This is a genomic window from Sporosalibacterium faouarense, assembly GCF_016765695.1.
Taxonomy (GTDB): Bacteria; Bacillota; Clostridia; order Tissierellales; family VENL01; genus Sporosalibacterium; species Sporosalibacterium faouarense.
Window position 1 is genome coordinate 47,190 of the sequence record NZ_JAETGO010000007.1, and the last position, 8,384, is coordinate 55,573.

At 29.1% G+C, this 8,384-nt stretch carries 9 protein-coding genes; 3 read left to right on the forward strand and 6 right to left on the reverse strand.

What is annotated here, in order from left to right:
- Window positions 1–52 precede the first annotated feature (52 nt).
- From JMO20_RS00910 to safA, 6 genes are all read right to left on the reverse strand, one after another.
- A complete protein-coding gene (locus JMO20_RS00910; protein ID WP_202707267.1) occupies window positions 53–907 on the reverse strand; it encodes a hypothetical protein in 855 nt (284 codons plus the stop codon).
- On the reverse strand, window positions 907–1,776 hold the full coding sequence (locus tag JMO20_RS00915; RefSeq protein ID WP_202707268.1) for a hypothetical protein: 870 nt from the start codon (window positions 1,774–1,776) through the stop codon (window positions 907–909). Before JMO20_RS00915 ends, JMO20_RS00910 begins: the two co-directional genes overlap by 1 nt.
- Before the next feature lie 128 nt (window positions 1,777–1,904).
- Window positions 1,905–2,573 (reverse strand): potassium channel family protein, encoded by a 669-nt coding sequence (locus tag JMO20_RS00920; RefSeq protein WP_202707269.1) that lies wholly within the window; start codon window positions 2,571–2,573, stop codon window positions 1,905–1,907.
- 15 nt (window positions 2,574–2,588) lie between these two features.
- Window positions 2,589–4,070 (reverse strand): TrkH family potassium uptake protein, encoded by a 1,482-nt coding sequence (locus JMO20_RS00925; protein ID WP_202707270.1) that lies wholly within the window; start codon window positions 4,068–4,070, stop codon window positions 2,589–2,591.
- A 221-nt stretch (window positions 4,071–4,291) separates the two neighbouring features.
- Entirely contained in the window at window positions 4,292–5,455 is a 1,164-nt protein-coding gene (locus JMO20_RS00930; RefSeq protein WP_202707271.1) for an MFS transporter, read from the reverse strand.
- A gap of 50 nt (window positions 5,456–5,505) precedes the next feature.
- The gene (gene safA, locus JMO20_RS00935; protein WP_202707272.1) at window positions 5,506–6,126 is read right to left on the reverse strand and encodes a SafA/ExsA family spore coat assembly protein; all 621 of its coding nucleotides are present in this window, start codon (window positions 6,124–6,126) and stop codon (window positions 5,506–5,508) included.
- A 215-nt stretch (window positions 6,127–6,341) separates the two neighbouring features.
- On the opposite strand from safA, the gene JMO20_RS00940 reads away from it, so the two are divergent.
- The 3 genes from JMO20_RS00940 to JMO20_RS00950 all read left to right on the forward strand — a co-directional run bounded on the left by JMO20_RS00940 (window position 6,342) and on the right by JMO20_RS00950 (window position 8,233).
- Window positions 6,342–7,025, forward strand: coding sequence for a metal-dependent hydrolase (locus tag JMO20_RS00940; RefSeq protein ID WP_202707273.1), 684 nt, complete (start codon window positions 6,342–6,344; stop codon window positions 7,023–7,025).
- 133 nt (window positions 7,026–7,158) lie between these two features.
- Window positions 7,159–7,689, forward strand: coding sequence for a 4Fe-4S binding protein (locus JMO20_RS00945; RefSeq protein ID WP_202707274.1), 531 nt, complete (start codon window positions 7,159–7,161; stop codon window positions 7,687–7,689).
- A gap of 202 nt (window positions 7,690–7,891) precedes the next feature.
- Window positions 7,892–8,233, forward strand: a complete 342-nt coding sequence (locus tag JMO20_RS00950) for a hypothetical protein (RefSeq protein WP_202707275.1) — start codon at window positions 7,892–7,894, stop codon at window positions 8,231–8,233.
- The last annotated feature ends 151 nt before the right edge of the window (window positions 8,234–8,384 follow it).

The following is an 8,384-nucleotide window of genomic DNA, read 5'->3' on the forward strand; positions in this document are numbered from 1 at the left end:
CAGATATCTGCTGCTTTTTTTATTAGTCACTTTTTCTTTAAATTAATTCAAACTAATTATCTATTATTTTCCCACTTGAATTACTATGATTAGATTCATCTAGGACTTGATGTTCACGACTCTTATAAGGCAATAAATTTTCTTTTTTTCTTTTGTATATTAATAAAACGACTACTTTGAAATATGTGTGTACAATTCCCATTAAAAGAAATCCACATATAAATGCAACTAAAGGGCCAAATATAAACAGAACATATTTAGATATAAGGGCATTTCCAAGAAGAATTACAAACATACCTAGAAAATTTCTCCAACCCAGTTTAACACTAGTTAATATTGACTGTATAGGTCCCATATTGTCTTCTACAACTATAATTGGCCAAGCAAACAGGAAAACCGTAGACACTGTAGATAAGAACAACATTCCCCAGGAAGGAGATAATAGCCCTAATGTGAAAGAAAAAATCAAAAAGAATATAAGTATAATTGGTGATGCAAATAATGCAATAATATGTGTGAATAGGGTGCCACCTAAAATTTTCAAGAAAGAAGTTTTGATTCCTTCCATAAAATAAGATGCTTTCAATTTTTTGTTATCTATTGCATATCTATATAGGTTGATACTTCCTGCTTTCATTATTGAAGAAAATAATACTACTATAATATAGTTTAAAAGTGCAATAATTAATATAGGAGGTATTTGATGTAACCAAGTATTATAGCTATTCCAAGAATACATTGGAATATTTGAAATTTTTCTAAATAAAGCTATTCCAATAAAAACACAATAAGCTATGAACAATAATGTCAAAACAAAATTTATTATAACAGGTATAAAGATACCCTTGTGATTGTCAGATATCCTAAGGGCTTCTTTACAGTCATCCATTATCTCATCAAACCACATTATTCAGTCACCTCCTGATTTGGAGAATCAAAGTTCTTAAAATCATTTTTATGGGTTATAAATATAACTAGAGAGAAGAATACTTCAAATACCATTCTTATAAATGAAGTAACTATAGTTGAAATGGTTATAAAAGGAATTAGTCCAGCTATTAGCACTTTAGTAGCATTAATAGCAAAATCTAGGTCAATTGAAGGTCTATTTGAAAAATTAGAGAAATTACTTTGACTATTTAAACTGCCTGAATTTCTATGAACAAAGGCCCAATGTATTATTTGTAATAAACTAAGGGGAAAAAAGTTTCTTTTTGCAAATCCAAAGCTATCTCTAAAGGCAGCAATAACACCGTGATCATTCATAACTAAAGAAGTTTTCCACATACTTAAGAATACACTAATAATTATTGGAATTAGAGTAAGACCAATTAATAAGGTTGCCACGCCTAAAATTAAATAAAATGGTATTATAATAATCCATCCAATTAGTACTAAAATTTTTCCTAGTAGAAATTTTAATGCATATTTCTTGACTCCAGTCCAAAAAGTTCCTTTAGTCAAACCTTTAGTTAATATTAGCTCTTTATACATATTATAAAGTCCGCTTTCAATAATAACAGAGACAATACCGTATGCAAGGAGCACTATAACTATTTTTATTCCAAAATTTGAAATCAATCCCATTACGCGATTAAAGTCATATAAAATAAATAACTCCTTTTTAATAAAAGAATAAAGAAATATTCCAGCTAGAATTATTGTTAAAGATTTAAAGCCAATTAGGGTCAATTGAGGAAGGTAGATTTTTTTATTTTTTTTGTTAATATGAAATGCTTCTTTAAAATAATCAAAAATTAGATAGGATTTCCGCATTTTTTCACCTCTTTCAGTTATTTGAGTATATTGCTTGAAATAAAAAATATATTATTAATATTTAATACATATAAATAATATATGAAACTCCATATACATTTAATTATATTTTAGTTAAAATATAAAAATTAATTCATTAATAGCTTAGCAGCTCCTGCAATACTTTCTTTTGTACCCACTAGAAATACTTGATTATTGGAATAAATTCGGCGATTACCTCTAGGGATTATAAGTTTATCGTTTTCTTGGTCAAAAATTCCTGCTATAACACAATTTTTAGGAAAAGACTTAAGTTGGGCTACTTCCGAGATTGTTTTCCCTGAGCATTTTGCTTTAGTAGGTATTGTAATTATTGATACTTCGGCTTTACCATTACTGAAAGATGCTACTCTCCTAATTTCTGGTTGTTCAATATCCATAACAAATTTATCAACAAGCATATCGACTCCAGCTGCCATATTAGTAGCTCCAGCAATTTCATATGCGCTCTTATATTCTGGTTCTCTCATCCTAACGAATATTTTTTCTACATTAAAATTTTTAGAAAGAATTGTGAAGGCAAGATTATTTGCATCATTCGGCATTACACCTAATGCAATATCGCACTTTTCTATACCAGCCTCTTTTAAAATTTCTAACTTAGTAGCATCACCATTAACAGTTACTGCACCATAATTAGAGTAGATATTTTCGCAAATTTTTCTATCTTTATCTATAACTACAACATCATGTCTTTTTACTAGGGCTTTGGCTATATTTCTACCTAAAATACCTCCCCCAGCTATAAGAATATACATATTTTCACATCCTCTCTATTTCCAAGCTTTTCTACTAAATAGAACAAATATGGGAATTATTTCTAGTCTCCCTGCTAACATTCCAATAATATATGTTATTTTAATTATTGGAGATAATGAAACCATTTTTTCTACGCTAAAATAAAAGGGCCCAATATTACTAACTGAAGATATCATACCAGATATAGCTTGAAAGGCATTTAAATCTGAAAATAAGGTAGAGATTATTGACCCAATTATGATTATTAAGATCCAAGCAAAAAATAATGAAGAGATTTTAAATATTTCTTCATCTTCAATTATACTTTTGTCTAAGGTTACTGGAACTACAGCGTGCTTTGGTAGATAAATCTTCTTAAGCTCTCTTCTAAACAGTTGATTTAGAACAACTACCCTTACTACTTTAAATCCTCCCGATGTAGAACCAACACAACCTCCCATGAACATCAAGATAAGAAATAACAGTTTAGCCACTGATGGAAAAAATGGATTTCCAATGTCTTCAGTAATGAATCCAGTAGATGTAATTATTGAAATGACTTGAAATAATGCCTTTCTAAGCATTTCTTCAAAAGCTGATAGAGAACTGATGACTGATGTCCCTTTTCCTAATAATATTAGTATAACTGAAATAATAATAATTCTTCTAAAATATTTAACTTCGGTATTAGATATAAATTCCTTAATATTTCCAGTAAAGACCTTATAATGAACTAAAAAGTTTATACCACCTATAAACATAAAAAAAATAATGCAATATTCAATTAATCGATAATTAGGATGGCCCACATCACGAAAATGTTTGATACTAGAATCATATCCAGAGAATCCTCCAGTAGAAATACTAGTTAAACTATGAATAATTGAATCAAACATGCTTACATCTAGCAATAATAGTATAATGCACTGTATAAAAGTAAAAGCAAAATAGAGACTCCAAAGAATTTTTATTGTTTTATATATGTTAGGGACAGGTCTTGACATAGTCATTTTATGACTTTCTGCGTTGAAAAGCTGCCATATATTTCCTTCGTTTCTGAAGGTGATAAATAAGAAAAAAGTAATAATGCCTAGACCGCCTAGCCACTGCATTAAGCATCTCCAAAAAATAATTGATTTAGGTAAACTATCTAAGCCTTGAAATACAGTTATGCCTGTGGTTGTGAAACCACTGACTGCTTCAAAAAAAGAATCAATAAATGGTTTGTTCAATGCAATCTGAAAGGGAATTGCTCCTATCATTGAAACAACTATCCAAGCTAAAGTACATAAAATCATACTACCTGTTAAAGATAACTTCAAATTACTCTTGTTTGATATTGTGTATAATATGAGTCCGATTATTATAGAGAATATTGATGGAAAAATAAAAGCTTGTAGGGATACCACATTTTCATTATAAAATAGTACTAAAATTATAGGTGATAATAGTACTAGTCCTAAGAGAAACAATAAAGATCCTAAGACATAAAAAATCGCAGAGTATTTTTCAACCATACAGTTTTTCAAACCTTTCTAAATTATTAAATTCACTTATTTAATGTTTATGAAAAAAAATTATTAAAATGAAGGATTTGTTCCAAGTGCATTTAACCGATATATACCCCTTGTAAGTTAAATAACTCAAGAAGAGGAATTATTTAATTTAAATAGTAAAGTGGCTGAACACTAGAGTCACGAGGGTATAATCTTGCATAAAATGATAATATACAATTTCATCATTTATTATATTTTGCAGTAAATAGTCTAGAAGGATAGAGAACCATAATAAAAGAAATAGTAGTAGCTACTAACAGACATATGCCTACAAAGAAAAAGGTAAAGCTAATATCATTTCTATTTAGTACTGACCCAATAAAAGATAAGATTATAGGTGAAAGAAATTTGCCTAAATAAATAGAGCTACTTACTATTGATAGAGCAAAAGCATTAGAAAAATGGGGAGTAATTTGTGTTACTATTAAGAAAATCTGAGGCTTAAGTATACCTAGGCCAAGGCCTATTGAAAAAGATGAACTAGCAACTAAAGGCATACTATTTGCAATACTTAAAAATAAAAAGCCCAAAGACATGAGTCCAATGGAAAAAGGGATTTTATAATTTTTTAGTTTTGATGTTATTCTTTTTAAGAATAAACCACCAATAAACCCTGCGAAAGTTAAGGTGGAAACGGCAAAACCAGCTGATTCAGAATTCCCAATATTATTAGTTGTTAAAAATAAAGATATGTTTGTTAATATCGAGTAAAAGCCAATATTTAAAAGCAAAGCTAAAAAAGCTATTATTAATATCTCTTTATTAAAAAAATAACTGTCAATATTATATGTTCTTCTTCTAGGCGGCTCGGGAAGTCCAAAAAAAACAAGAATTAAAGCAACTAGAGCTATTAAATATGTTCCGAAAACTAATCTCCAATTTAGAGTGGCTAGCCAACCAGACACAAGGGTGGCAAATATGGCACCTAAGTTAGATACTGCATTAGAGTATCCCATCATTTTAGTTCTTTCATCTCCTTGAAAAAAGTCTGCTATTAAAGAGGTAGATAATGGAACTAATAATCCTAGACCTACTCCTAATAAGGCTCTAAAAAATAAGAGTATTAGAATACTAGAGCTTATTCCCCCACCTATTCCACCTAAAATATATATGATAAGACCAATAATTATAAGCTTTCTTTTTCTTACTTTAATTGATATTTTACCTGAAAGTAAGCTAAAGGGAATTAATACTATTGAGGGAAGTGTTAATACCATTTTTATTAGGTATGTTTTTGCATAGGGGAAAGCATTAGTTATTTCGCTTAAAGCAGGAGAAACGACTGATCCCGCTAATATTACTAATAAAGAAATTGATAATACAGATAATTTTATCAATAATTTCATTTATTTATCACCTCGCTAAATAAAAAACTGAAGTCAAAGGACTTCAGTTTTTATTTCAAGCCTCTCATAAACATTTGGGTCCAATAATATCTACCATATTTATCTACTGAAACCCCTACTCCAATTTCACTAAAAGATGGACTTAAAATATTACTTCTATGACCTGGAGAGTTCATCCATGCATTCATTACTTCTTGTGCTGTTCTTTGACCCATAGCTATATTTTCTCCAGCTGCAGAAAATCTTAGACCAAAATCTTCCATCATTTGGAATGGAGAACCATAGGTTGGGGAAGTATGGGAGAAGTAGTTCTTATCTCTCATATCTGTAGACTTATATCTGGCTACCCTTGATAATTGCCAATTTGCTGTTAGTAGCTCAAGTCCTTGTTTTGACCTTTCAATATTTACTAATCTAATAACTTCATTTTCTAAAGCTTTTACATCATCGATGTTAGGAATATTGATTTTTTGACCTGGGTAAATAAGATCAGGATTTTCAATTTGAGGATTAGCATTGATAATTTCACTTACCCCAACTTGATATTTTACTGCTATTTTCCACATCGTATCTCCAGATTTAACTGTATATGTTGATGGTTCAGCCCAAACTACAGTTGAGGTTAATAGTAGAAAAAATATCATACTGATTATTAAAGCTTTTCTTTTCACAAAATCACCTCTTTATAAAAATTATTTTACTATTAGTTTTGGGTAGTTTTTGTTAATTCATGTTGTGAAAATTATTCCAATTTAGAAATATTTATACAAATATAAAATAAATTAATAAAAGATGAAGGGAAAGAAAAAGAATAATAGAAGTAGTACTATAAAAGTTTGATTTAAAGCGATTATGTATATAAATTTAATGGGAAGGGAGTTAAACTATGAAATTAAAATATCTTAGCCATTCTACTTTTGAAGTAACAGGAAGGAACTTTAAAGCATTAATAGATCCTTTTATTAGTGAAAACCCAAATTCTCCAGTTAAAGTAAGTGATTACTTAGATATTACTCACATCTTTATAACCCATGGTCATGGAGACCATTTTGGAGATGCTATAGAAATTGCTAAAGAATGTAATTCTACTGTAATTTGCAATTTTGAATTAGCTCATTATATTATTTCAAAGGATCAAACTATAAATGTACACCCTATGCATATCGGTGGTAGAACAAACTTTGATTTTGGTAGGGTTAAGATGACTTCTGCATTACATGGGTCTGGAATTTTACATAATGATATCTTTATATGTGGAGGCAATCCTTGTGGTTTTATTATTGAGGCTGATGGGAAAAAAATATATCATGCTGGTGATACCGGATTAACTTTAGATATGAAACTATTAGAAAGTGAGAAAATTGATATAGCTCTACTACCTATTGGAGGTAATTTCACAATGGATATAGAAGATGCCATAAGAGCAGTTGATTTTATAAAACCAAAGACTGTAATACCTATGCACTATAAAACCTTTGAAGTGATTGATGCAGATCCAGAGGAATTTAGAGAAAAAACAGAGAAAATCAATGTTAAAGTCATGGATTATGGAGAAGTAATAGAAGTTTAAATATATAATACTAGTTTTGTTGTTTGTTTTTGAATATTATGAAAATATGTGAACCTATTGATTAATATATTCATATATTGTAATATAATAATTAAACAATATATTGACACAGAATATAATCAGGAGGTATAAAATGAAGAAAAAATCACATATGAGTTGGTCTTGGATATTTATAGTAGGATTTTTTGTATTATCTATACTAGACTTTAGATTTGGTATATTAGGGATTATATGTATGACAGCACCAATATATCATGCACTAAAAGGAAGAGGAAAAATACATTGTTCACATTACTGCCCTAGGGGTTCATTTCTTGGGAAGTTTTTAGGGAAAATTAGTTTGAATAATAATCCCCCTAAATGGATGAGAGGAAAATTAGCTAAAAATATATTACTAATAGTAATGATTACCCTGTTGACAATATCAATGATACATGCAAAAGGTGATTTCAGTAAAATAGCATTTAGTTTATTTAGATTTATGGGATCATCATTTATTGTTGGTATTTTAATGGGTATAATATTTAGACCACGCAGTTGGTGTACAGTATGTCCTATGGGTTATTCTACAGGATTAATTAAGAAGAAAATGGATAATAGAAAACTAAAAACAAAATTTAAAAAGAATGAAAGTGATAAAACAAATGAACAAAAAATAGCCTAACTGACTACTACCCTGTAGTCAGTTTTTTATCATATTTATATATTGAAGTTTATATACGATTAGTTTTAGAAAAGTATAAATGGATTTAATAAAAAAGTGTATGATATAATTATAGGAGATTTATTAATAGTTCTAAGAAGTAGGTGAATTCTGAATATATTAGCTCTTGATTATGCATAAGCTTTTAAAAGGGGGATAAAAAATGAGAAAATTAGAAGTTAAGCAATTAGGTCCTGGCAGTGTGTTTAAAACTGTTATCTATCTGATGTGTATACCGATGGCATTATTTGTTCTTGTAGGATTTATAGCAATGCTTATAGGAATATTTACAGGAGAAAAATTTGCTGCAGTTTTTGGAGGCGTATATTTATTCATGCCTATAGTAATGATATTAATATATGGAGGATTCGCAGCTTTAGTAGCACTAATCTATAATCTATTTGCTCAGAAATTCGGTGGACTTGAAATTCATGTTGAAGATGAAATTCCAGCTTATAGTGCAATAAATGAACAAGCACAAGATAATGAAAGTACTGAATATTAAATTTTAATTAAAGGTAATGTTATTATTCAAATAAAATTTTTAGAAAAAACTTATCTAAACAAGAAAGCTATCTGTTAAAACAGATGGCTTTTATCTTTTGATAAGACTCCCACTTCTATAAGTGGGAGAGAAGATTTCTCTTCAGGTGGAG